General features: G+C 68.2%; 23 protein-coding genes, 3 tRNA genes and 1 riboswitch. Of the genes, 23 read left to right on the top strand and 3 right to left on the bottom strand.

Going from position 1 to position 23,398, the window contains the following annotated elements:
- Window positions 1–189 precede the first annotated feature (189 nt).
- The 3 genes from D9T14_RS01720 (at window position 190) to ahpF (ending at window position 3,286) form a co-directional block, all read left to right on the top strand.
- On the top strand, window positions 190–879 hold the full coding sequence (locus D9T14_RS01720; RefSeq protein WP_119161133.1) for a GNAT family N-acetyltransferase: 690 nt from the start codon (window positions 190–192) through the stop codon (window positions 877–879).
- A gap of 227 nt (window positions 880–1,106) precedes the next feature.
- A complete protein-coding gene (ahpC, locus tag D9T14_RS01715; protein WP_119160966.1) occupies window positions 1,107–1,670 on the top strand; it encodes an alkyl hydroperoxide reductase subunit C in 564 nt (187 codons plus the stop codon).
- 50 nt (window positions 1,671–1,720) lie between these two features.
- Complete coding sequence (gene ahpF / locus D9T14_RS01710) at window positions 1,721–3,286, top strand: alkyl hydroperoxide reductase subunit F (protein ID WP_119160967.1); 1,566 nt, start codon at window positions 1,721–1,723, stop codon at window positions 3,284–3,286.
- Window positions 3,287–3,349: 63 nt separating this feature from the next.
- Here the strand turns inward: ahpF and D9T14_RS01705 are convergent, their stop codons facing one another.
- Window positions 3,350–4,399, bottom strand: coding sequence for a hypothetical protein (locus D9T14_RS01705; protein ID WP_119160968.1), 1,050 nt, complete (start codon window positions 4,397–4,399; stop codon window positions 3,350–3,352).
- Window positions 4,400–4,471: 72 nt separating this feature from the next.
- Entirely contained in the window at window positions 4,472–5,545 is a 1,074-nt protein-coding gene (locus tag D9T14_RS01700) for a hypothetical protein (protein ID WP_126464250.1), read from the bottom strand.
- 284 nt (window positions 5,546–5,829) lie between these two features.
- Here D9T14_RS01700 and D9T14_RS01695 point away from each other — a divergent pair.
- The 7 genes from D9T14_RS01695 to D9T14_RS01665 all read left to right on the top strand — a co-directional run bounded on the left by D9T14_RS01695 (window position 5,830) and on the right by D9T14_RS01665 (window position 10,356).
- Window positions 5,830–5,902, top strand: a tRNA-Thr gene (locus D9T14_RS01695).
- A gap of 78 nt (window positions 5,903–5,980) precedes the next feature.
- Window positions 5,981–6,056, top strand: a tRNA-Met gene (locus D9T14_RS01690).
- Between the two features lie 118 nt (window positions 6,057–6,174).
- Window positions 6,175–6,345 (top strand): 50S ribosomal protein L33, encoded by a 171-nt coding sequence (rpmG, locus tag D9T14_RS01685; RefSeq protein ID WP_119160970.1) that lies wholly within the window; start codon window positions 6,175–6,177, stop codon window positions 6,343–6,345.
- 115 nt (window positions 6,346–6,460) lie between these two features.
- Complete coding sequence (locus D9T14_RS01680) at window positions 6,461–8,251, top strand: hypothetical protein (RefSeq protein ID WP_119160971.1); 1,791 nt, start codon at window positions 6,461–6,463, stop codon at window positions 8,249–8,251.
- Window positions 8,252–8,330: 79 nt separating this feature from the next.
- Window positions 8,331–8,765 (top strand): FAS1-like dehydratase domain-containing protein, encoded by a 435-nt coding sequence (locus D9T14_RS01675; RefSeq protein ID WP_119160972.1) that lies wholly within the window; start codon window positions 8,331–8,333, stop codon window positions 8,763–8,765.
- Window positions 8,762–9,214, top strand: a complete 453-nt coding sequence (locus D9T14_RS01670; RefSeq protein WP_119160973.1) for a MaoC/PaaZ C-terminal domain-containing protein — start codon at window positions 8,762–8,764, stop codon at window positions 9,212–9,214. The genes D9T14_RS01675 and D9T14_RS01670 overlap by 4 nt, the downstream gene beginning before the upstream one ends.
- Entirely contained in the window at window positions 9,211–10,356 is a 1,146-nt protein-coding gene (locus D9T14_RS01665; RefSeq protein ID WP_119160974.1) for a UDP-N-acetylmuramate dehydrogenase, read from the top strand. Before D9T14_RS01670 ends, D9T14_RS01665 begins: the two co-directional genes overlap by 4 nt.
- A gap of 61 nt (window positions 10,357–10,417) precedes the next feature.
- Here the strand turns inward: D9T14_RS01665 and D9T14_RS01660 are convergent, their stop codons facing one another.
- Complete coding sequence (locus D9T14_RS01660) at window positions 10,418–11,956, bottom strand: sugar transferase (protein ID WP_232012321.1); 1,539 nt, start codon at window positions 11,954–11,956, stop codon at window positions 10,418–10,420.
- Between the two features lie 701 nt (window positions 11,957–12,657).
- Here D9T14_RS01660 and D9T14_RS01655 point away from each other — a divergent pair.
- The 13 genes from D9T14_RS01655 (at window position 12,658) to D9T14_RS01595 (ending at window position 23,266) form a co-directional block, all read left to right on the top strand.
- Window positions 12,658–12,730, top strand: a tRNA-Trp gene (locus D9T14_RS01655).
- Between the two features lie 239 nt (window positions 12,731–12,969).
- Window positions 12,970–13,350 carry a preprotein translocase subunit SecE gene (gene secE / locus D9T14_RS01650; protein ID WP_170175740.1) on the top strand — a complete coding sequence of 127 codons (381 nt, stop codon included), beginning with the start codon at window positions 12,970–12,972 and terminating at the stop codon, window positions 13,348–13,350.
- Between the two features lie 19 nt (window positions 13,351–13,369).
- Window positions 13,370–14,239 carry a transcription termination/antitermination protein NusG gene (gene nusG, locus D9T14_RS01645; protein WP_119160976.1) on the top strand — a complete coding sequence of 290 codons (870 nt, stop codon included), beginning with the start codon at window positions 13,370–13,372 and terminating at the stop codon, window positions 14,237–14,239.
- A 109-nt stretch (window positions 14,240–14,348) separates the two neighbouring features.
- The gene (gene rplK / locus D9T14_RS01640; RefSeq protein WP_119160977.1) at window positions 14,349–14,777 is read left to right on the top strand and encodes a 50S ribosomal protein L11; all 429 of its coding nucleotides are present in this window, start codon (window positions 14,349–14,351) and stop codon (window positions 14,775–14,777) included.
- A 108-nt stretch (window positions 14,778–14,885) separates the two neighbouring features.
- On the top strand, window positions 14,886–15,584 hold the full coding sequence (gene rplA, locus D9T14_RS01635) for a 50S ribosomal protein L1 (protein WP_119160978.1): 699 nt from the start codon (window positions 14,886–14,888) through the stop codon (window positions 15,582–15,584).
- A gap of 311 nt (window positions 15,585–15,895) precedes the next feature.
- The gene (gene rplJ / locus D9T14_RS01630) at window positions 15,896–16,543 is read left to right on the top strand and encodes a 50S ribosomal protein L10 (RefSeq protein WP_119160979.1); all 648 of its coding nucleotides are present in this window, start codon (window positions 15,896–15,898) and stop codon (window positions 16,541–16,543) included.
- Between the two features lie 15 nt (window positions 16,544–16,558).
- A complete protein-coding gene (gene rplL, locus D9T14_RS01625; protein ID WP_119160980.1) occupies window positions 16,559–16,960 on the top strand; it encodes a 50S ribosomal protein L7/L12 in 402 nt (133 codons plus the stop codon).
- Between the two features lie 197 nt (window positions 16,961–17,157).
- Window positions 17,158–17,787 carry a hypothetical protein gene (locus tag D9T14_RS01620; RefSeq protein ID WP_126464249.1) on the top strand — a complete coding sequence of 210 codons (630 nt, stop codon included), beginning with the start codon at window positions 17,158–17,160 and terminating at the stop codon, window positions 17,785–17,787.
- A 181-nt stretch (window positions 17,788–17,968) separates the two neighbouring features.
- Window positions 17,969–18,179, top strand: a riboswitch (cobalamin riboswitch).
- Between the two features lie 81 nt (window positions 18,180–18,260).
- On the top strand, window positions 18,261–19,940 hold the full coding sequence (locus D9T14_RS01615; RefSeq protein ID WP_119160982.1) for an ABC transporter substrate-binding protein: 1,680 nt from the start codon (window positions 18,261–18,263) through the stop codon (window positions 19,938–19,940).
- Window positions 19,937–20,971 (top strand): ABC transporter permease, encoded by a 1,035-nt coding sequence (locus D9T14_RS01610; RefSeq protein ID WP_119160983.1) that lies wholly within the window; start codon window positions 19,937–19,939, stop codon window positions 20,969–20,971. The genes D9T14_RS01615 and D9T14_RS01610 overlap by 4 nt, the downstream gene beginning before the upstream one ends.
- Complete coding sequence (locus D9T14_RS01605) at window positions 20,968–21,825, top strand: ABC transporter permease (RefSeq protein WP_119160984.1); 858 nt, start codon at window positions 20,968–20,970, stop codon at window positions 21,823–21,825. Before D9T14_RS01610 ends, D9T14_RS01605 begins: the two co-directional genes overlap by 4 nt.
- Before the next feature lie 9 nt (window positions 21,826–21,834).
- A complete protein-coding gene (locus tag D9T14_RS01600) occupies window positions 21,835–22,668 on the top strand; it encodes an ATP-binding cassette domain-containing protein (RefSeq protein WP_119160985.1) in 834 nt (277 codons plus the stop codon).
- Entirely contained in the window at window positions 22,655–23,266 is a 612-nt protein-coding gene (locus D9T14_RS01595; RefSeq protein ID WP_119161135.1) for an ABC transporter ATP-binding protein, read from the top strand. Before D9T14_RS01600 ends, D9T14_RS01595 begins: the two co-directional genes overlap by 14 nt.
- Window positions 23,267–23,398: the final 132 nt, after the last annotated feature.

Here is a 23,398-nt window from a genome sequence, read left to right as displayed (position 1 = left end):
AGTCGGGCGGCAGCTACGGGGAATCGACTCACGATCGGTGCTCGCCGACCCGGCTATCGGAATCCGCGGGCGCCTGTTCCGAGGCTGCCACCATCATTCTTCGGGGTGCGCCAAGGATATTCTGTGAACAAGCTTCACGACGGCCCCGGTCAATTGAATTGACCGAGTCGGGCGATGATCATCGGGATCATGGATCAGCAGGAGCCGACGGTTGTCGGGGACGAGCACGAGGCCACGCAGCAGGTGCTGAGGCGTCTTCGCACGGATGTGCCGCGGGACTGGGTGCTGACCGACAGGCCCCCGGTGCCCGATCTGGCCCGGCTGACCCGACGCCGGCTGGGGCACGCCGATGCCGGACTGCGGGTCGCCGATCCCGGCCGTGACGCCGCAACGGTTGCCGCGTGGATGGCCAGGCCCCACCTCGCCGAGACCTGGGACCAGGCATGGTCCGCCGGGCAGTGGGCCCGTGACTGGCGGGAGCGGCTGGCGGGAACCTACTCGCTGCCCCTGATCCTGCTGTACCGCGGGGATGAGGTCGGGTACCTGGAGGTCTACCGCCCGGCACGCGACGAGATCAGCCGGTGCTATGCGGCCAGACCCCACGACCTGGGGTTCCACATCGCGGTCGGGAAACCCGAGCTGACCGGCAAGGGGTTGTTCTCGCCGCTGCTGCCCATCCTCGCCGATGCGCTCATTGAGGCCGATCCCGAATGTCATCTGGTTCTCGTCGAACCCGACGCGCGCAATCTCCGGGCACATCGGGCACTGCGGTCGGCCGGGTGGGCCGACGACGGTGAGGTGCAGCAGCGCAGCGATCGGAGGGCCCGGCTGTTCCACTGGTCCGACCGGGAGCTCGTGCTGGAGGTCCACGACGCCTGAGCAGGTTCGCGTGGGGAGCAGGACATGTGTCCATCTGCGGGAGGACTGCCCCAGCATGCCTGTTCGCCCTCGGCTGAGACCTCATTTTCCGCTTCTGACAAGGTAATTCATGGAATGCGGGGGGCTGTCGGGGTGCGATCGGCGAATTGGCGGCCGTCCGGGGAACAACGCTGCCCGGCTTCCGGGTTGAACCGGTGACACCATCCAACGACCAGGAGGTACCCGAAGTGTCGCTCGTAGGAACCCAGCTCCTGCCCTTCAAGACCACCGCCTTCCACCAGGGCGACTTCGTCGAGATCACCGACGAGGACCTGCGCGGCCGGTGGGCCGTCGTCTTCTTCTACCCGGCGGACTTCTCCTTCGTCTGCCCCACCGAGCTCGGCGACCTGGCCGACCACTACGAGGAGTTCACCGCCCTCGGCGTCGAGATCTACTCCGCCTCCACCGACACTCACTTCGTCCACGCCGCCTGGCACGCCGACTCCGACCAGGTCAAGAAGGTGCAGTACTACATGCTCGGCGATCCCTCGGCTCAGCTGGCCACCAATTTCCAGGTGCTCCGCGAGGGCGAGGGGCTGGCCGACCGCGGCACCTTCCTCATCGACCCCGACGGCGTCATCCAGCTCATGGAGGTCAGCGCCGACGGCATCGCACGCGACGCCTCCGAGCTGCTGCGCAAGGTGCGCGCCGCCCAGTACATCCGTGAGCACCCCGACAAGGTCTGCCCCGCCCATTGGGACGAGACCGGCGACACCCTGACCCCGGGCCTCGACCTCGTCGGCAAGATCTGACGGAGGACCGGCCGACGACCAGGAGACAGGACCAGGAGACAGAACACACCATGGCAGTTCTCGACGAGAAACTCATCGCCCAGCTGAGCGCACTGATGGACCGCATCACCCGGCCCGTCGAGTTCGTCGTCAGCCTCGACGACCGCGAGCAGTCGAACCGGATCGACGGGATGCTCCGGCAGGTCGCCGCCCTGTCCGAGCGCATCAGCGTCCGGCGCGACGACACCGCCCACGAGCGCAGGCCGTCCTTCTCGCTCACCTCGCCGGGCACCGGGATCTCGATCACCTTCTCGGCGCTGCCGCTCGGCCACGAGTTCACCTCGTTCGCCCTGGCCCTGCTCCAGGTCGGCGGCAACCCCGTCAAGCTGGACGAGGCGACCATCGAGGCCGTCAGGGCGGTCCAGACGGACCAGGAGTTCACCACCTACATCTCGCTGACCTGCCAGAACTGCCCGACCGTCGTCCAGGCCATCAACGCCATGGCGGTCCTCAACCCGAGGATCCGCCACACCGTCGTCGACGGCTCCCTGTTCCGCGACGAGGTCGAGGCCCGGAACATCCTGGCGACCCCGACCATCTACCTCAACGGGGAGCTCTTCGGGCAGGGCCGCATGGAGGCCGCCCAGATCATCGCCGCCCTCGACCCCGAGGCCGGCGCCGCCGCCGCGGCCGGCCTCAACGACCGGGAGCCCTACCAGGTGCTCGTCGTGGGGCAGGGCCCGGCCGGTGTCTCGGCGGCCATCTACCTGGCCCGCAAGGGCATCCGCACCGGCCTCGTCGGTGACCGCTTCGGCGGCCAGGTCAACGACACCATGGCCATCGAGAACCTCGTCTCGGTGCCGCACACCGAGGGCCCGAGGCTGGCTCGTGACCTGCGTGCCCATGCGGGCGAGTACGGCGACATCGACATCATCGACGGAGTCACCGTGACCGGCCTCACCCGGGCGGGCGACGGCACCATCGAGATCCAGGCGGGTCCCGGCGCGACCCTGCGCGCCCGGGCCGTCATCCTGGCGACCGGCGCCAGCTGGCGGCACATGGGCGTCCCCGGCGAGCAGGAGTACCGCAACAAGGGCGTCACCTACTGCCCCCACTGCGACGGCCCGCTCTTCAAGGACAAGGACGTCGCCGTCATCGGCGGCGGCAACTCCGGTGTCGAGGCGGCGCTCGACCTGGCCGGTGTCGCCCGCAGCGTCACCGTCATCGAGTTCATGCCCGAGTGCAAGGCGGACGAGGTGCTGCTGCAGCGCATGGGCGAGGCGCCGAACATCGACGTCGTCACGAACGCCGCCGTCCAGGAGGTGCTCGGCGACGGCACCCGGGTGCAGGCGATCCGCTACCGGGATCGCGCCGGCGGTGAGGAGACCACGGTCCGGCTCGACGGCGTCTTCGTCCAGATCGGCCTGGCGCCGAACACCGGCTGGCTGCCCGACGAAGTCGACCGCGACGCCCGCGGCCAGATCGTCATCGACACCAGGGGCGCGACGAGCATGCCCGGCGTCTTCGCCGCCGGTGACTGCACGGACACGCCCTACAAGCAGATCGTCATAGCCTCGGGCGCCGGCGCCACCGCGGGCCTGTCGGCCTGGGACTGGCTGGTCCGCACCCAGCCCTGATGCCCCCGTCCGGCTCGGACTCCGGCATCCTCCTCGTGGTGGACCGAGCCGGACGGCGCACCATCAGCCCAGGAGGATCCCGTCGAGCGTGTAGGTGCGCGACGGGTTCGAGTTCGTCGTGACGACGAGCTGCCAGTAGTCGTCCGACCAGTGCACCTGGAGTCCCTGGTAGAGGTTCACCGCGGGATCCTCACGGCATGCGTCGGCGATCCGGGCGAGGACCTGCGGGTCGACATCGTCCCAGGTGAACCGACCGGTCACCTTGACGTTCTCGTCGGGCACGGTGAGCACGGCCGGGTTCGCGGCCCCGCGCGCCTGCAGATGAGTGGTGAACACGCCCCGGCCGGGCTCGTCGGCAGGCTGGGACACCTGGAGCACTTCCTTGCTCGGGTCGTTCTGGTCCTGCCGGACGATGACCTGCGACAGCGGGGCGTCGCCGGTCAGGGCGGGCAGTGTCTCGGTGAGTGCCCTGGTGACGGACTCGGACGAGGAGAAGCTCTCCGGCAGCCTCAGCTCCTCGTCCCCGAGCCATGCCCTGGTCAGCGCGTAGTCTCCGCCGGGACCGGCGGGGCACAGCACCGAGTACGCGGTGGCGCCGCTGCGTGCCGCCGTGACCTGGACCTGCGGGGAGTCGTGCTCGCACCGGGCGCCCGTCCAGACCGACTGCAGCCGGTCGAGGTCGATGCCGTCCCGGTCCAGGGCGGCGAGGGCGACGTCCCGGTCGGTGGTGCTCGTGGCCTCCCTGCCGGGGAGGCGGTAGCTGTGCCGGACTCCGTCGGAGCCGCTCGTGCCGGCGATGGTGAACTCGTCCGTGGTCATGACGATGCGGGTCGGCTGGAAGGCGGGGTCCGTGGCGAGTGACTGGTCGATCGCCCACCTGACGAACTCGGGCTCGGCGACCGAGTCGTCCGGCGACTGGCTCGGCCCGGTGGGGTGGATCGCACTCGGTTCGTCCCGCGTGGGCGAGAAGAGCCCGGCGATGGCGCCGGTGACGGTGACGGCGAGGACGACGAGCAGGGCCAGGAGGCTGGCCAGGGCGATGACGAGCATCTTCTGCAGGCGTCTCCTGAGCATCGCCGACGGATTGGTGAAGGGGCTGTGACGCAGTCGCATGGGGCTCCTTGTTCCTGAGGGTCGCCCCCGATCCTAACGAGTGGGCCAGCGGGGGTGCGCCGGGGTGAGGGGTCAGTTCAGCCGGGTCCCGTCGAGCGCGTACTCGGCGCCGGAGCGGGCCCGGATCGTGAACTGCTCGAACCCGGTGTTCCAGCCGATGGCCAGCTGTCCATGCTCATCAATGGTGCTGTTCATGATGGTTTCGATGACGGTGGGATCGATCTCGTCGCGGCTCAGCTCGTGTCCGGTCTCCCAGCTCCTTGTCCTACCCGACGTCCACCGCGTGGTGATGGCATCGTCGGATCTCCCGGTCAGGTGACTGGTCGTCACCAGGAAACCCTCGGCATCGTCCTGGTAGACGCTGCAACCGTCCCAGCCCTCCCGGCTGTTGCCGTAGCGCAGTACGACGCGGGTGACGGGACGATCGGGTGCGGCGACGGCGAATGGCTGATCGAGGATCTCGGAGATCGCTGTGGCATCGCTGAGGCTGTCGAGCAGGGGGATCTGCGTTTCGTTCAGCCAAGCCCGGGTCAATCGGTAGGAACAGAACTGCGAGTAGACGGCCTGTTGCGACCAGGTGCTCGTGGCGCTGACCCCCGGGCGGTCCCGACACTCGGGATCGGCGTCCTCCAGATGGATCACGAGGCGTTCGTAGAACTCGGCCCCGGTCGGTAGGGGAGCCTCGATGCTGGTACCGGCCGGGCCCTGGTTCTCGGCTGGATCGGATCTGCTCTCCTGCTCGAAACCGTTCGTGGAGTACCGGCGGATCACGTAGGCACCAGAGGCGTCATGGCCGCTGATGACCATCGTTTCCGTTGAAACCCGAACCCGGAGTCTGGTGGGCGTGAAACCGTCCGTGGTGTCCTCGGTGTCGGCCACTGCCCAGGCGATGAACTCGGGATCGGTGAAGGACCCGTGACGGCTCCCACCCGTTCCTGTCGTGCCGTCCCGCCCTGAGCTGCTCGGAGCCGACGTGCTCGGCGAGGTCTGCGGGCAGGGCTGACCGCCGCAGCGCTCCCGCTCCTGCTGCCCTGCGGCCCAGCGGATCGTTGTTGCCGCGACGAGTAGGGCGAGGGCGAGGATGGCGGCGAGTGACATCGTGCTCGGGATGCGGCGCCGGGTGGCCGGTCCTTGTGGTGCGGGCATGTTCTCTCCGGGGTCGGGGCTGCGACCCAGCCTAGGGCACTGCCTGCCAGCCGGTCCTGCTCCGGGTCACACAGTCCTGGACGTGCCCGCTGCGTCATGGCCGGGCTCGGCGGACCCTTGCAGGCGATGTCCTGGCGCTGACCGTTCCGCTGCCGGGGAGGCCGACCCGGCCCGGTGCCCCGGTGATCTGGTCCCGGACGATTCCTTCCGTGGCGGGCCCGGCCCGCAACACCGAGACGATTTGAGAACCCGGGTCGGGGTCCGGTAACATTCTTCCCCGGCTGGCCCCTATAGCTCAGTCGGTAGAGCGTCTCCATGGTAAGGAGAAGGTCTGCGGTTCGATTCCGCATGGGGGCTCCGCTGCGGCAGGGCCGTACACCGCGCGACCCGGTCATCAGGGCAGCTGCTTGCGGGCCGGGCGACCGGCAGGCAAGAGGCGGGATAGCTCAGGCGGCAGAGCAAGCGGCTCATAATCGCTGTGTCGCGGGTTCGAATCCCGCTCCCGCTACCAGGGTCGTGGCACCACGTGCGCCATGGCTTTCTCATGAGAGCCGCAGGGGCCTTACGGGTCCGTGCGGGGAACGACGAGACGTGCTCCGTGGAGCACCGGCAAGACAGAGGGTTCGATCATGGCCAAGAAGACCGGGGACGTCCGCCCCAAGATCACGCTTGCCTGCACCGAGTGCAAGGAGCGCAACTACATCACCAAGAAGAACCGCCGCAACACGCCGGATCGTCTTGAGCTGAGCAAGTTCTGCCCCCGCTGCGGCAAGCACACCGCTCACCGCGAGACCCGCTGAGCGGAATCCGGTCCACGTCGTTGGGGCCGCCGGGCGAGGCCCGGCGGCCCCAACGACGTTCTGTCACGCCGGGACGCGCAGACAGCCACGACGAGATCGCTATAGAGTCCGGGACATGAAGACCTCCTCGGCCCATCCCCGCCTGGCCCCGGACCGCTACCCGCCGGCGCCCAACGCCCCCGACGAGCTGTGGCACTCGGCGTCCGGCACCGTCCTGGTGCGCCTCGGAGGCGCGGTCGTCGCCGTTCTCGGCGACTGGTGGGTCCTCGGCGTGCTCGGCGCCGGCCCCTACGGCCATGTCCTCATGCTGATCGGCGCGCGCCTGGTCGTCATGGCCTCCTTCATCGTGCTCCTCGTCCCGCTGACGAGCTGCTGGGTCGGCTGTGCGGGGAGCCTGCTGCTGGGCGCCGGCCTGCTCCTCGGCGCGGATGGCGTGAGTGCCGCCATGCTCGCCCCTGCCGTCGCGATGACCGTCTGCTACGCACTCGTCCCGCTGCTGCACGCGATCGACAAGCGACGCTACGCCGAGGCGGGCCGGGGCATGATCGGTTTCCTGCTCACCGAGACCGAGCGACGCAGCGGCCGCGCCATGGCCACGATCGAGAGGACCACCGCCGTGGGCAGGATCGTCATGTGCCTGGTGATCGGCCTCTTCTGCGCCTGGGCGCTGGCCGGCTTCGACAGCGGGCACGCCTCGCCGGGCAGCCCCCTGCCCTTCGGCACCACAGTGGTCATGGGCCTGGTCATCGCGGGCTGGTGGGTTCGCGCCGCCAGCCGCCGCGCCCGCAGGCGCCTGTTCACCCAGCCGACGGACGTTCACCTGCTGGAGTGGCAGCAGCACGGCGAGCAGGTCCTGCTCGCCCAGCCGGGTTCGACACGGCCCATGGCCTACCTCCACAACCCGAAGGCCGTCAACGAACCACAGCCGCGTCCCCGGACGAAGGACGGGAACGGCGAGGACCCCGTGATGCCCAAGCCGGCCCGGCGCCAGCCCGTCTACGTCTTCGGCACCCTTGGCCCCGGCTGCGTCATCGGCCTGCGCGACGGGGCCGGACGCGCCTGGACGGCGAACCTGTCGCTCGGTCCGGACGCGGCGCAGCTGCCGCTGCGCCCCGACGGCCGGACACTCATCGCACCCGAGCTGTTCTGGGAGCTCGCGCCCGAGGCCTTCGAGGTCGACGACCCGCTCGTCGACGCCTACATCGGCGCCCACGCCCCGGGCGAGCCGGCACCCGGCCGCGACGAGCGCGCACTCGACGGACTGCCGACCCCGCACGACGGCCGCGACGGCCAGGTCCAGCCGGCCCACAGCGCGGCCGGGCCGCTCGCCGCTCTGCCCCGGCCCAGAACCACGATGCTGCCGGCCGCCCTGCGCCGGCCGGTGACGCCGCCCGGGCCGGCCTCACGCACCGCCCCGGCAGAACCGGAGCCCGCCGAGTGGCTCTCCCGGCCCCCCTCCCCGGGGCAGCCGGCAGAACCGGAGCCCGCCAGCCAACCCGCCGCATCCGATGCCGTCGCGCAGCCGGCGGGGCGGATTCCCGAACGAGTCGCCAACCAGGCGGAGCAGGCCCTGCAGTCGGCAGCGCCGACCGGCTCCGCACCCGCCCACGGCGACGACTGGTTCACGCCAGTGACCACATGGACCCCGTCGAGCGAGCCGTTCTCACCCGGCACGAGCTGGCAGCCCACGAGCAACTGGGAACCGGCGAGCAGCCCCTCCGGCACCCACGCCACCTCCACCTGGCGGCCCGGGGCCTGGCAGCCGAGCACCTGGCGGCCCGGCGGGGGAGCGGCCGCCGGCTGGACCCCGCCCGGCCTGGGGCTCGGCGACACCGGGAAGGATGCCTCGCCAGCACCGGGAGGCTCCGCTCCCGGCGACGAGGCGGGTGCCGCCGACCGTCGGTGACCCGTCCGCCCCATGGCCCGGCGGCCCGATGGGCCGCGGGAGACGATGAGGGCAGTGCTGGTCACCCTAAGATTGAGGGGTGAGCATCGGCACTGAACACGAGGGACGGATCTACCCGTCCCCACAGCCCTACACGGTGAGTCGCGCCAAGATCGAGGAGTTCGCCAGTTCGCTCGGTGACACGAACCCCGCGTACACCGGTGACGACGAGTCCGTCATCGCACCCCCCACCTTCGCCGCCGTCATCGCCGCCCGGGCTTGGAGCGCGATCTTCGACGATCCCGAGCTCGGCCTGGCCCTGCACCGCACGATCCACGCCGACCAGCGTTTCGAGATCACCCGGCCGCTGCGCGCCGGCGACCGGGTCGTCTCGACACTGACCATCACGAAGGTGCGCCGTCGCGGTCCCGCCGACATGGTCACCATTTCGGTCCGGCTCGACACCGTCGAGGGCGAGCCCTGCTGCACCGCCATCTCCACCCTCGTCCACACCAGGCAGGAGGACGCGGCATGAACGCATTCGACCCCGCCGCCGTCGCCGTCGGCGACGAGCTGCCCGCCGTGGACCTGCACGCCACCCGTGCCGCCGCCGTGCGCTACGCCGGCGCGTCGACCGACTTCAACCCCATCCACTGGAGCGACCGCTCGGCCCGCGAGCTGGGCCTGGACGGCGTCATCATCCACGGCATGTGGACGATGGGTTCGGCGCTGCGCGTCGTCACCGACTGGTGCGCCGATCCGGCGCGCCTCATCGACTACTCGGTGCGCTTCACCAGCCCCGTCCGGCTGCCGGACGATGACGAGGGCACTCTCGTGCGAGTCACCGCCAGGGTCACGGAGATCGTCGACGAGACCGCCACCATCCTCATCGACGCCCGCATCCCCGCTGCCGCCGAGGGGGAGAAGGACAGCAAGGTTCTCGGAGCCGCTCGCGCCCACGTCTTCCTCGGAGAACGCGCATGAGCATCGAATGGGAGGAGGACGTCGACCGGTTCCCGGCCGCGGGCGAGGGCTGCCGCCTCGATCGTGCCGACGGTTTCCTCGAACCACGGACGGTCCCGGACTCGCCGCTGCTGAGCGAGCACACCAGCTTCCACATCGGCGGGCCGGCCAGGCGTTTCGTCATCGCCCGCACCGAACGCGAACTCATCGACGCGGTCACCGAGGCCGACGAGGCCGGTGAGCCGCTCCTGGTGCTCTCGGGCGGCTCGAACGTGCTCATCAGCGACGCCGGTTTCGACGGCACCGTCGTGCGGGTCGACAACCACGGCATCCGGGCCGAGGTCTCGGCCTGCGGGGGAGCGGTCGTGCGCGTCGGTGCCGGCGAGGTCTGGGACGACTTCGTCGCGTTCGCCGTGCGCAACCAGTGGCGCGGGCCCGAGGCCCTGTCGGGCATCCCGGGACTCGTCGGCTCGACCGTCGTGCAGAACGTCGGCGCCTACGGCGCCGACGTGGGCCAGTACGTCTACCAGGTGCGTACCTGGGACCGCGAGACCAGGGGCTACCGGACCTTCGCCAACGCCGACTGCGGATTCGCCTACCGCGACTCGGTCTTCAAGCAGACGCGCTCGCCCGGCTCACCGACCGGTCGTTACGTCATCCTCGAGGTCGTCTTCCAGTTCCTCCTGGGGGACCAGTCCATGCCGATCGCCTACGCCGAGCTGGCCGGGCGGCTGGGCGTCGAGCCCGGTGAGCACGCCCCGTCGGCGCTGGTCCGCGAGCACGTGCTGGCCCTACGGGCCGGCAAGGGCATGGTCATCGACCCTGCGGACCACGACACCTGGTCCGCCGGCTCGTTCTTCACCAATCCGATCATGAGCGCCGAGCAGGCCGCCCGGCTGCCCGCCGAGGCCCCGCGTTTCCCCCAGCCGGACGGCCGGGTGAAGTCCTCGGCCGCCTGGCTCATCGACCATGCCGGTTTCCACAAGGGCTTCGGCGACGGCCCGGCGGGCCTGTCGACGAAGCACACGCTGGCCCTGACCAACCGCGGCAACGCCACGGCCGAGGACGTCAGCGCCCTGGCCAGGACCATCCGGGACGGCGTCCTGTCCGCCTACGGGGTGACACTCGTGCCAGAACCCGTGTTGGTCGGCGTGCAGATCTGATCCGACCCGGCGCCCGGGTCCCCCGTTAGGAGGAGGTCTCGGGGGCCCGGGCGCCGGTGGCTCAGTAGGCGCCGGAGGAGCTGAACACGGCCTTGAAGGTCTTGGCCAGGATGCTGAAATCCTGCACCAGTGACCAGTTGTCGACGTAGTACAGGTCCAGGCGGACGGTGTCGGCCCAGGACAGGTCCGAACGACCGGAGACCTGCCACAGCCCGGTGATGCCCGGGCGCACGTCGAGGCGGCGCCGCACGTGCTGCTCGTACTTGTCGACCTCCGACTTGAGCGCGGGACGCGGCCCGACGAGGGACATGTCGCCCTTGAAGACATTGACGAACTGGGGAAGCTCGTCGATCGAGAATCGGCGGATGAACCCGCCCACCTTCGTGATGCGCGGATCCTTCTTCATCTTGAACAGCACATCGCCCTCGGACTCGTTCTGGTGCTGGGCGATGAGCTGCTCCTTGATCTCGGCCGCGTTGGTGACCATGGAGCGGATCTTGTAGCACTCGAAGGGCTTGCCCCCGATGCCGATGCGCTGCTGCTTGAAAATGATCGGACCGCGGTCCTCGAGCTTGATCGCGATGGCGGTGACGGCGATGATCGGCAGGCTGAGCAGGATGAGCAGTGCCGAGCAGACGACGTCGAAGACGCGTTTGGTGACCTGACTGTAGCTGTGCGTCGATGGCTTGTCGATGTGCATCAGCGGCATCCCGGCCACGGGGCGCATGGTCATGCGCTGGGAGGAGATGTCGCTCAGGGCCGGGACGACGATGAGTTCGACCCGCTCGGCCTCCAGCTTGGCGGCCAGGCGGTTGAACATGTGCGAACGGGAGAAGGAGCCCTCGGCGAAGACGATCGTGCTGACACCGCTCGTGCGGGCCACATCCAGGACGTTCTCGAGCATCCCGACGGCCGGGATGCTCGGGTACTGCATGCAGGGCATCATGTTCGGGGTGAGCACGCCGACCACGTCGTAACCCAGCCAGCGCTCGCGCTGGAAGACCCGGATGACGTCCGCCACATGGGTCGCGTCCCCAGCCACGATAACCGAGCGCTTGATACGCCGCCGCTCGTGCAAGGCGAAGATGATGCGCCGGTGACCCCACCTACTGACCAGCAGCGCCGGGATGCCGAAGGCATAGGTGAGGAAGAAATAGCCGTGCGAGAGCGAGGCGTTCAGAAGATAGGCCCCCGTGCCGCTCAATGCCATGGCGATGAGCGAGCCGTGCAGGATGGTGCGGTAATCGATGACCCCCACGCCGATGTTCCGAACGTTGTAGCTTCCGCACTGCCTGAGGCAGATCAGCCACACCAGGACCATGAGCAGGGCGGCGGCACCGACGGTACTAGTGGTGCCGAACCAGCCGATGGCATCACGGAAGCGGTCGGCGGCGAGTGTCGCGATCGCCATGATGACGACATCGCAACCGGCTATGCCCCAGACGATCCCGGCGTTGCGCCGGCGAACCCTGTCGCGAGGCTCGACGTTGTCGCGCCACTCGTTGCGGAGAGCGGCGTCCGCGCCGATGTTGAAGAAGAGTTCGTCGAAGTTCGTCTCGTCGAAGTCGGCGAGCGACTGATCCTTGGTGATGGTTGACATGGCAGATCCGCGGACGGAATCACCAGCTTTCGGTGAGAGGGCGTACAGATGTCCATGCAGAAACCGACACCGCGCCTGGCTGCGGGGGCTCCCGCCATGGCCACGGTGATCGCACAAGTGGAAGTTGCGGCGATGGTTCCGCTGGTTGGGGGTGAGGCTCCTGCTGTCTGACAGCCGGGGGTCGGAGTTGGCTTCGTGACGAGAAGGCTATCGCCTCAGACTCTGGAAAACCACGATTCCCCCGCATGGGCTGGCCGGGGTCACGGAGGCGTCTCGCGCCCTGAGGGAGAGGGATTTCACCCTGATCGACAAGTGTGCTTGTCAGTCAGGGTTTAGTTCACTCTCGGCTGTGTTCAAGATAAGAATGAGCTGTGAAAACAGTTGCCATCTGTTGCCCTGGCAGCCGACTTCCGGGCTTAGAACAGCCGGATGGCTTGCGTCAATGCTTTCTGTGAAGGCTATGAGGCGCATGAGGACATGACCCTGATTGAACCCTGACCCAACATGAGGGGGTCCCTGATTCCGAGGCGGGAGGGATGGATGGCTCATCTCCTGCGGTGGTCGGGTTTGAGCGCTGTTCGGTCGGCTATGAGGATGACGCGGGGTCCCTGGTTTCGTTCCGAGGCTTTTGCCGCTAAACTTCTTCTCTTGGTGGCGCAGTGCGCTCTCGGCCGGGTCGGTCGAGGGTCGGCTGGGCCCGAAGGGCACTAGCTCAATTGGCAGAGCAGCGGTCTCCAAAACCGCAGGTTGGGGGTTCAAGTCCCTCGTGCCCTGCAAGGGCGCGTCCCGCACAGCCGGTCTGGTCAGGTCTGCGGTGCGGCACGTGCCCTCGATGCTTGTGGGCCGGCCGGCTCGCAAGCGGCACAGGGGCGTCCTCGTCCCGGTACCACCGGGGGCACCGGCCGGTGCTTCCCAGAAGACTCGAACAGGGGCAGTACGTGGCCGATGAGAGCATGCGCGCGGGTGAGGCCGCCGACGCTGACGAGCGCGCGTCCCGGGGTGAGGATGAGTCCGTGACAACCGGTGACGCCGTGGCGGGGTCGCGCGCTGCCAGGAAGAGGGGTCGCTCCGGGAAGCCGAAGCGCCGCCTCGCCAAGGACGAGACCGGGGCCGACGCCCCTGCGAGGACCATCGAACGCAAGCACACGACGGCGCCGACCCGGCGCACCAGTACGGACAAGAAGAAGCCGCCGGAGGCGGCCAAGCGCGGGCGCACCACTCCGTGGAACTTCGCCAAGCAGTCCGTCGGCGAGCTGAAGAAGGTCATCTGGCCCAGCGGTCAGGATGTCAGCCAGTACTTCGTCGTCGTGCTCGTGTTCGTCGTGTTCATCATGGCGATCGTCGCTGGCCTCGATTTCGGTTTCACGAAACTACTGCTGAAGCTGTTCGGCTGAGGACCAGGAGGAGACACACGTGACTGACGTTCCTGAGGACGATTTCACCGCGCCCGCCGACGACATCCAGATCGATCTCGGTTCCCTCGAGGGAGCCGAGGAGCCCAGTGACCCGGGCATCAACCTCGACTTCGATGACTTCTCCTCCGAGGCCTCCGACGATGTCCAGATCGACCTCGCAGCAGTGGACGAGGCCGAGCAGGTCGCCCGGGCCGAGGAAACCTCACCGGAGGCTGATGAGCCCGTCGTCGAGGACACCGACGCCGACGAGGCCCTTGCCCAGGCGTTGGAGGAACTCCACGACGAACTCGTCGTCAAGCCCGGTGACTGGTTCGTCGTGCACACCTACTCCGGGATGGAGAACCGGGTCAAGCAGAACATCGACAATCGCGTGAAGTCCCTCAACATGGAGGACTTCATCTACGAGACGATCGTGCCCACCGAGGACGCGGTCGAGATGCGCAACGGCCAGAAGAAGAACGTCACGCGCACCTACATGCCCGGCTACGTCCTCGTGCGCATGGAGATGACCGACGAGAGCTGGGGCACCGTGCGGCACACCCCCTCGGTGACCGGTTTCGTCGGCAGCGCCCAGGAACCCACCCCGCTGAGCCTGGCCGAGGTCGAGAACATGCTGAAGCCCTCGGTCATCGCCCGGCTGAACGCCGAGAGCCGGTCCACGAGCCGCAGCGCCCGCGCCCGGGTCGAGGTCGTCGACTACGCCGTGGGCGACCAGGTCATGGTCATCGACGGCCCCTTCGCCGGTGTCCATGCCACGATCACCGAGATCAACACCCACAACCAGCGCTTGAAGGCCAACGTCGAGATCCTGGGTCGTGAGACCCCAGTAGACTTGACCTTCCCGCAGATCCAGAAGGCCTTGGGCTGAGGACCTGCACGGCCCACCGCGGGTCGGGGCGGCAGGGGCGCCCATCACCACCACCGGCACACGGTCCCTTGCGCAGTGCGCCGGAAACCAGCAGAGAAGGACCCACGACATGCCTCCCAAGAAGAAGGTAGCGGCGATCGTCAAGATCGCCATTCAGGCTGGTTCCGCGACTCCCGCGCCGCCGGTCGGCACCGCCCTCGGCCCGCACGGCGTCAACATCATGGAGTTCGTCAAGGCGTACAACGCCAAGACGGAGGCCATGCGCGGAACCATCGTTCCTGCCGAGATCACGATCTACGAGGACCGCACCTTCACCTTCATCACGAAGACCCCGCCGGCGGCCGAGCTCATCAAGAAGGCGGCCGGCCTCCAGAAGGGTTCGGGCAAGCCGGCGACCGAGAAGGTCGGCACCATCACGGCCGACCAGGTGCGCGAGATCGCCCAGACCAAGATGCCCGACCTCAATGCCAATGACATCGAGGCCGCCATGAACATCGTCGCGGGCACCGCCCGCTCCATGGGCGTCGTCGTTCAGTGAATCCCACGGGCGGCCCCTGCGGTGCCGCTCCCCAAGACCTGGAAGGGGCAGTGCTCCCCTCACCAGAACTGGTGGATCAGCTCACGAGGCTGACGGAAAGGAACCAGCATGAAGCACTCAAAGCGCTATCTCGCCGACGCGCAGCTGCGCGACGGCAATCAGCTGTACTCGCCTGAGGAGGCCCTGGCCATCATCAAGCAGTACAAACCAGGCAAGTTCGACGAGACCGTCGAGGTCTCCATGCGTCTGGGGGTCGACCCCCGCAAGGCCGACCAGATGGTGCGCGGCACGGTCAACCTGCCGAATGGCACGGGCAAGACGGCGAGGGTCCTCGTCTTCGCCCAGGGTGCCAAGGCAGACGAGGCCGTCGCGGCCGGCGCCGACGAGGTCGGCGCGGACGAGCTCATCGCCCGCGTGGCCGACGGCTATCTCGACTTCGACGCCGTCGTCGCGACCCCGGATCTCATGGGCAAGGTCGGCCGGCTCGGCCGTGTGCTCGGCCCTCGTGGCCTCATGCCGAACCCGAAGACCGGGACCGTGACCATGGACGTCACCAAGGCCGTCTCCGACATCAAGGGCGGACGGATCGAGTTCCGCGTCGACCGGCATGCGAACCTGCAGTTCGTCATCGGCAAGCTGAGCTTCGACCAGGACGCCCTGCTGGCCAACTACCGGGCAGCCGCTGAGGAGGTCTTCCGCCTCAAGCCGAGTACCGCCAAGGGCCGGTACGTGCGCAAGGTCACCTTCTCGACCACCATGGGTCCCGGAGTCCAGATCGACCCGGCCGCCGCGCGCCCCGCGGAATGAACCGGTCTGGTTGAGAGCCGACCGCGTACGGCAGTTCAGGGAGGGGGCCGATCCCGACGGGGATCGGCCCCCTCCCTGCGTCCGGAGCCCGATGGTTTGGTTCGTCCCGGATCGACGGGTATGCTCGGTCGGGCCGAAGACCGCTGGTGGTTCTCCACAATGCCGTCTCCCCGTGAGGCGGCGCCCGCGCAGGTGCTGTTCACGACATTTTCCTTGCCGTGCCCCAGTACGTGTGTGCCGGGGCTTTTTTGATGCTCCCGGGAGGGTCGTCTGGGTCTTCGGCACGAACGATGAAGTGGGAAGGAGACCCAATGGCGAGGCCTGACAAGGCAGCCACGGTCGAGCGGCTCTCTGCGCAGTTCGCGGAGAGCAACGCCGCCGTGCTGACCGAGTATCGCGGACTCACCGTCAAGGACCTGAAGAACTTGCGCAGGTCCCTTGGCGACGACGCCACCTACGCCGTTGCGAAGAACACCCTGACCAAGCTCGCTGCTGCCAAGGCCGGTGTCGACGGACTCGACGACCAGCTTTCCGGTCCGACGGCCATCGCCTTCATCTCGGGCGATGTCGCCAACGTGGCGAAGGGTCTGCGTGATTTCGCAAAGGACAACCCGCTTCTGGTCATCAAGGGCGGCGTCATGGACGGAAAGATCCTCGACGCCGACACGGTCCGGAGGCTCGCCGACCTCGAGTCGCGTGAGGTACTGCTCGCCAAGCTGGCCGGCGGCATGAAGGCATCCATGAGCAAGGCCGCGGCCTTGTTCGCTGCCCCGCTCACGCAGGCCGCCCAGACCATGGGCGCGCTCCAGGAGAAGGCAGCCCAGGATCCCTCCGTCATCGGCGGGCCCGGAAGCCCCGCCGCAGACCAGGAGCACAACACTGCCGAGGACTCGGCACCCGAAGCAGCAGATGCTGCCGAGGCCACTACAGACGCGGCTGACGCTGCATCGAACGAGTAAGGAAGGACGCCCATCATGGCGAAGCTCAGCACCGAGGAGCTCCTTGACCAGTTCAAGGACATGACCCTCATCGAACTGTCCGATTTCGTGAAGGCCTTCGAGGATGCCTTCGACGTCAAGGCGGCCGCTCCCGTGGCCGTCGCCGCTGCCCCGGCCGCCGGCGCCGCTGCTGCTGACGGTGGCGACGCCGCCGCGGACGACAGCGATGCCGAGGTGGACGTTGTCCTCGAGGCCGCTGGCGAGAAGAAGATCCAGGTCATCAAGGAGGTCCGTGCCCTGACGAACCTCGGCCTCAAGGATGCCAAGGATCTCGTCGAGGCCGCTCCCAAGGTTCTTCTCGAGAAGGTCGCGAAGGACGCCGCCAACCAGGCCAAGGAGAAGCTCGAGGCCGCCGGCGCCACCGTCTCCTTCAAGTGAGACGGCACATGATCCTGGCGGCTCGTTGAGCCGGCCGAACCGGGCGGGCACCACCCTTCACGGGTCGGTGCCCGCTCTGCGTGCTGGCCCTCGGGGCCCGCGTGCACTCGTACCGGTGCAGGAGTGTCCCCGGCAGGAGCGGACCGGTACGGTGGAGGAGTTCTGGACGAGTCGGGGCGTACCGAGGAGGAGTGGCCTTGAACGCAGTACGGGGTGAGCGCAGCCGTAGCGAACTCGTCCGCTGGTCGGCCATCGGGGTGGCGCTGCTGCTCGTCGCCATCCTGTTCACGGTCGGCGTCGGTTCCGCGCGGAACGACGAACAACAGGACCGGCTCACAGGCGGCGTCGGCTCGGAGTCCGTTCGTGCGGTCTCCACCGCGGCTGCGCCGGGTTCGGGCTCCTCCATGTCGACCGATGTCCAGGCCTACAGTGCGCTGTCGAGCCTGGCCGATGCCGGCTGGGCGAGCATCCAGCCGGTCCAGGGCCAGTGGACGGTTCAGGTGGGCATCCATCTCGTCCTGTCGCCGAATCAACCAGCAGCCCGACCGAGCGGCAAGGCCACGGTCGACTCCGCCCCGGTCGTCCTGGCCGAGTACGAGTCCCTCGCCGACCGGTTCGCCTTCAACGGAACCCAGGTGCTCCTCGTGCGCCGTTCCGCCTACGGCCCGGCGGTCACCGACGATCAGTACATCCTCGTCACCCTCGTCGTCGAGCGCTTCGGCTCCGAAGAGGACGCCCAGAACTGGTGCGACGGGCACTACTCGAATCTCGCTCAGGGGGCCGACCGGGACGCGGCCTGCTCGCCCACGCAGTTGCAGCGACGATGACACCACACCTTTTGAGAATCATTCGCATTTATGCTAGGTTCATGACCGGTCTCGTCGCCACGGGTGGGTCGGGGCGAAGCAGGCGATCGCTCCGGCCCACTTCGACGACGGGGCGGGTGTGCGGATCACGCGGCGGCTCACGGATGAGTCTCTCAGTGGGTTCCCCGTCACGGCCGGCCCCCAGTACGGTGAACTCGCTGGTTCGGTTCGCCTTCGGTGAATCGTCGTAAGAGGGAATCCGGTGTGAGTCCGGAGCTGTCCCGCAGCGGTCAGTGGGAACGATGCCGCATCGAGTGCACTGGGCACAGGTGTCCGGGAAGCAGCGGCGGAGGAACCCGGCATGGTCCGGAACGCCCATGAGCCCGAAGACCTGCCAGTGCGGCGACAGCCGTCGCCGTTCGATTCCTGCCTCGTGGAGGGCCAATGGCTCAGCCGTGCCCGCGCCCGGGGCGTGTCGTGCCGAGGAGCATCACATGAGCAGTACGTCCCAGCGAAACCGTCAACTGCCCTCGCGGCAGCTCAGTCGTCGTGCCCTGCTCGGTGGGGGAGCCGCCCTCGCCGCGATGGGCGGTCTGGGGCTCACCGGCTGTTCTGGTGCTGGCTCCTCGGCGGCCTCGACCGGAGCGCTGCCCGAGCGTCTGGCGGGTCGCAAGGAGGTCATTGTGGCGATGGACCCATCGACTGTGAAGGCTCCTTTCGACCCGATCAAGGGTTTCGGCGAGACTGGCGTCCTGCTCTTCAACAGCACCCTCATGGCCGCCGACGACAACAATCAGATCGTCAACGACCTGGCCACTGAGTACTCCATCAGCGATGACGGACTGATCTGGACCTTCGCCATACGGTCGGATGTCACGTTCAGTGACGGGAGCCCGCTCACCGCCGGCGATGTCGCCTTCACCTACAACAAGGCGAAGGATGCCGCCTCCGTCTCCATGCCCGGTTTCGACAAAGCGGTCGTGGTCGATCCGAACACGGTTCAGCTGATCCTCACCAAGCCCTGGTCGACGTTGCTGCACACGGCCGCGACGCTCGGCATCGTGCCCGAGGCCGGCTATGACGAGGCCGTCTTCGCCTCGAAACCGGTCGGCTCCGGCCCGTGGAAGCTGGTCGACTACGTCCAGGGCCAGCAGCTCATCATGGAGCGCAATGACGGCTACTACGGCACCAAGCCGGTGTTCGCCAAGGCCACCCTGCTCCTCATGGAAGCCGACGCGGCCCTGGCCGCCGCCAGATCGGGCCAGGTCGATGTCGCCGAGGTCTATCCGAATCTGTCCGGCCAGCAGGTGAACGGATTCAGCCTCAAGAGCTTGCCGACCTTCGGATATCGCGTCATCTCACTGCCCTGCCAGGAACCGGGCGCCTTCGAGGTCGAGGGGCAGCAGGTCGGCAATGCCGTGACGAGCGATCCGGTCATCCGCAAGGCCATGGCCACCGGAGTCAACCGTCAGCAGATGATCGACGATTGCCTGTACGGCTACGGCGAGGTCGCCTTCGACATCTTCGACGCCTTCGACTGGGGCATCAAGGAGGACACGAAACAGCTCAGGGACGGCGACGTCGAGGCGGCCAGGAAACTCCTCGACGATGCCGGCTGGGTCACAGGTCCGGACGGCATCCGCGTCAAGAATGGGCAGCGCGCCAGCTTCCCCCTGCTCTACCCGACCAACGATTCGGGGCGTCAAGCCATCGCCGAGGCCTTCAAGGCCCAGATGGCCGAACTCGGGATCGAGGTGCAGAACGAGGGCGGGGACTTCACCTGGATGCGTGAGCGCAACCGCTCCAGCGCCGTCGTCCTCGGCGGAGGCCGGCTGAATCCCTATCACGTGCGCACCATGCTCTCGAGTGCGCTCAGCCACGACAGCGGATGGGCCAACATCGCCTGCTATGACAACCCGACCGTCGAGGAGCACCTCGAACAGGCCCTGACGGCCACCGACCAGAAGAGCGCCGACGAGCACTGGCACAAGGCCCTGTGGGATGGCAGGACCGGCGGCTCGGTGCTCGGCGACAATCCCTATCTATGCGTCGGCTACATCCGCCACAACTACTACGTGCGCGACGGCCTGGACATCGGGACCCAGCGAGTGCACCCGCACGACCACTTCCTGCACGTGCTCTACAACCTCAACACATGGGACATCAGCGGATGAGTGCCGTTGCGGCCCCCGCCGGGCACACCCGGCGGACGGGCCGGCGGGTGTTCATCGGGCCCCTGCGCTATGCGGGCGGTCAGCTGATCAAGTGCGCCTCGCTGATCTTCGCGGTGAGTGTGCTCACCTTCTTCTTGGCCAAGGTCTCGCCAATTGACCCGGTATCGGCGTACCTGGGCGCCGAGAACGCCGTCGACCCCAGCCAGTACGAGGCCCTGTCCGCCAAGTGGGGGCTCGACGAACCGGCCGTCGGGCAGTTCCTCCGGTGGTGGGGCAATGCCCTGCATGGCGATCTCGGGACCTCGCTCATGCTCCAGCGGCCGGTCGCCGAGGTGATCGCCGAGGGGCTGGCGAACTCGGTGATGCTCCTGGCGACCGCATGGCTGGCCTCCGGCGTCCTCGGTGCCGTGCTCGGCATCGTCGCGGGCAAGAACCGCGGGGGATGGCCTGATCGGCTCATCAGCACGATCTGCTATGTCTTCGCGGCCCTGCCGACCTTCTGGTTCGGTCTGCTCATGCTGCTTCTGTTCGCCGTCCACCTCGGCTGGTTCCCCATCGGGCTGTCGACGAGCGCCGGGGTCAGCCTCGCCGACTCGAGCCTGGCAGAGCGGCTCCACCACATGATCCTGCCCGCCCTGACCTTGTCAGTCTCGGGCGTCTCCTCCATCGCGCTGCAGACCCGGGCCCGCCTGGTGCAGGAGTCCGAGTCCGACTACGCGCTCTTCGCCGCCGGGCGCGGTGAGGGGCCGTGGCGTTTCGTCATCCGGCACGGACTGCGCAACTGCCTCAAGCCCTTCGTCACCCTGCAGTTCGGCTCGATCAGCGAGATCATCGGCGGCTCTGTGCTCGCCGAGACCGTCTTCAGCTACGCCGGGCTCGGCGCCCTGACCTCCATGGCGGGCACCAAGGGGGATCTGCCGCTGCTCATCGGCATCACCCTCATCAGCGCCACGATCGTCTTCATCGGCAATCTCATCGCGAACCTGCTGTACCCCGTCATCGACCCGAGAATCAGACAGGAGTGGGCATGAGCGCCCTCGTACTCGCCAGCGAACCCGTCGTCGAACGCTGGAACGGACGTCGCAGGGCGACCGTCGTCTTCGCCGGCACGGCGCTGCTCATGGTCGTGCTCGGCGTCTTCGGCGGCATGATCCCCGAGAGCGCCTACGCCGTGCACTTCGACCGGGCCAACCAGCCGCCGAGCCTTGCGCATCTGTTCGGCACCGACTGGCTGGGGCGCGACATGCTCATGCGAACCCTGAGAGGCCTGTCGATCTCGATCCGCATCGGCCTGTTCGCCTCGCTGGTGAGCACGCTCATCGCCCTGCTGCTGGGGATCGGCGCCGCGGTCTGCGGCGGCTGGGTCGACCGGGCCGTGCTCTGGCTCGTCGACCTCATGCAGGGCATGCCGCACCTGATCTTCATGATCTTCATCGCGATCCTGGTGGGCCGGGGCATTCCCGGCGTCATGATCGGCGTCGCGGTCACCCACTGGGTGAGTCTGTGTCGCATCGTGCGCGCCGAGACCCTTCACCTGCGCACCAGCGCCTATGTCATCGCCTCGCGGCAGATGGGGCGCTCCCGCTGGTTCATCGCCCGCTCCCACTTCCTGCCGCACATCGTGCCGCAGGCCCTGGTAAACACGATCCTCATGTTCCCGCACGCCATCCTCCACGAGTCCGGCCTGACCTTCCTGGGCTTCGGCATCCCCAGCCAACTGCCGGCCGTGGGAGTCATCCTGTCCGAGTCGATGCAGTACCTGTCCACCGGTGCCTGGTGGCTCGGCGTCTTCCCCGGCCTGGCCCTGCTGGCCATCGTCCTGGTCGTCGACCGCTGCGGCGACTCCCTGCAGGCCCTCGTCAGCCCGGCCGCGGCGCAGAACTAGGAGACGACGATGCCCCTTCTCGAGGTGAACGACCTGCGGGTCGGCTTCACGATGTACCGCACCTTCTACCGGCGCGCCACCGGCTGGGCCGTCGACGGACTCGACGCGTGCGCGGAGGCCGGGCAGATCCTCGGCGTCGTCGGGGCATCGGGCTCTGGCAAATCGCTCCTGGCCCATGCCATCATGGGCCTGCTGCCGTACAACGCCCGTGTCGGCGGGACGGTGAGCTACGACGGGCAGCCCCTCACGCCCGAACGCACCAGGGCACTGCGGGGCAGCGAGTTCGCCCTCATCCCCCAGTCGATCAGCTATCTCGACCCGCTCATGCGGGTGCGCCGCCAGCTGCTCACCAGTGCCGAGCCCAGTGCGGACGAACTCGACGAGATCGCCGAACGCTTCGAGCTGAGCCGCGCTGACCTGGACAAGTTCCCCTTCCAGCTGTCCGGGGGCATGGCCCGGCGTGTTCTCCTCGCCACGGCGATGCTCAGCAGTGCGCGTCTCATCATCGCCGACGAGCCGACGCCCGGCCTGTCCGTCGACCTGGCCGAGCGCATGCTCGCCGACTTCCGCGCCATGGCCGACGAGGGGCGATGCCTCATCGTCATCAGTCACGACGTCGACCTCATCAGCGCGGTCTCCGACCGCGTCCTCATCCTCAACCGAGGGCGCATGATCGCCGAGATGCCGGCGCGCGAGTTCATGGACCCCGACCACTACGACAACGGCCGGTACGCGGCAGGGCTGTGGCGGGCCCTGCCCCAGCACGACTTCGACGGCGCCGACCTGTCGCTGGCCGAGGGAACCGATGCCGGGGGAGAGGAGGCCGGGCATGCTGAGGGCTGAGAACATTCGCTTCGCATACCGCAGCGGCACCCCCGTCCTGAGCGACGTCAGCCTCGACCTGGCCGCCGGCCAGGTCCGCGGGCTCATCGCCCCGTCCGGCTACGGCAAGAGCACCTTCGCCCGTATCCTCGCCGGCTGGGAACGCCCCCAGGGCGGGAAGGTCACGCTCGACGGCGGTCCGGTCAACGCCGAACGCCCCGGCCTCGTGCAGTACCTCAACCAGAACCCGGAGCTGGCGGTGAACCCCCGCTGGCGCATGGAGCGCATTCTCACCGAGTGCTGGCCGGTCGACGAGAGAACCCGCCGGGCGCTCGGCATCGAGAAGGCCTGGCTCACCCGGTTTCCCGGCGAACTCAGCGGGGGAGAGCTGCAGCGCTTCTGCATCGCGCGGGCGCTGCACCCGCGGCTGCGCTATCTCGTCGCCGACGAGATGACGACCATGCTCGACCCGATCACCCAGGCGCTCATCTGGTCGCGGCTGCTCGGGCTCATCCGAGAACGCCGGGTCGGTCTGCTCGTCATCACGCACAGCCCGCCGTTGGCGAGGCGGCTGTGCGACGACATCGTCCACCTCGACCAGATCAACGCGATCCGCTGACCCGCGGCCCGCGCGGCGCGCCGGGGCACGTCGGAGCGGGGGCGCGTGCGTATCATCTGAGGCGTGGTCCGCCGCGCAGGCCACTGCCTGTGGGCCTTGCGGTGAGCGATGGAAAGACCTCTGGCGTGAGCT

The organism is Propionibacterium australiense (assembly GCF_003666605.1).
Lineage (GTDB): Bacteria > Actinomycetota > Actinomycetes > Propionibacteriales > Propionibacteriaceae > Propionibacterium > Propionibacterium australiense.
This window is presented reverse-complemented; position numbering and strand designations above follow the sequence as displayed.